Raw genomic sequence first — 1,092 nt, 5'->3', positions numbered from 1 at the left:
CCTTCAAAAAAATATAACTCATTTAAGAAAAGGGATACATTCTTTTTCTAATACAAACCTTTTATTTGAAATAAACTATGAGTTTCCCCCAGTATATACTGCATACTCACAATTACAAGAAATACAAAATGTATCAGGTATTTCACAAATTTGTATTACAACTACAAGTGTACTAGATTGCTATAAAATTCTTGGAATAATACATCAATTATATAAACCGACTATAAACTATTTCGAGGATAATATAGCACTTGAAAATAGCCATTTTAATAACAACTTAAAAACTAAAGTCAATATGAATGATGCTGAACAAACAATTATCATTCAAACACAAATAGCAAAAACTTTGAAAGATAACGGTATTTTTTCTTTATTGAATGATAGAACTGCAAATATTCAAGCAATATCTTATAAAATAATGGATGATACAATTGTGAATAACAATTTATTAACTACAGATCCAATCACTTTCCGTAGTTTAGTATCGTATGAACTATTTGAAAATACTATTACAGCTTATACTACAGATTTACAACCAGTTTATTTACCTGATGGTGCTACAATCATTGATTTTTCTTTCTCTGCATTTCCAAAAATTGCACATAGCATGAAAAAAGTAAAAGTAAATGGGATGCCTGTTCCACTTAAAACAAAGGTATCTCATTTTGACGTCATCGAAATCCATTTCGATTTAAAACAAAGCTTGGAATTAGAGTGGCTAAATTACGCCAATACTGCTAAAGCACAATTAATGATTCATCAAAAACTATCTTAAATAAAAGGCCAATTCCTTTCTATAAGGCATTGGTCTTTTCATATAACGTAACCATTAAAATATACGAAATAAATTTCAATATTTTTACTCCTAACCTAACATCAATAATTCCGACTTTCATTAGTTCGCTCTAATTTTTATCCGTATTTACATTATGAGAAATAAGAAGCACAACCTATATTCTTTATAAAACAGGTGAATTTATTATGATACAGACAAATGCACATAACTAACACTAGGCACATATCCTAAAGTTGTATCCATACTTACCTATAGAAAGGCAGGTAATACGATTGACTTCTACTATTGACTACACC

General features: G+C 28.5%; 1 protein-coding gene. It reads left to right on the top strand.

The window, feature by feature from the left end:
- The coding region (locus AC1DJR_RS30935; RefSeq protein ID WP_477004357.1) for a TGS domain-containing protein at positions 1-775 on the top strand (775 nt) is incomplete at its 5' end.
- Positions 776-1,092 lie beyond the last annotated feature (317 nt).

It is taken from the genome of Bacillus sp. 05T31, from assembly GCF_056396725.1.
The sequence above is the reverse complement of the archived record's forward strand: the minus strand, read 5'-3'. Positions and strand labels throughout refer to the sequence as shown.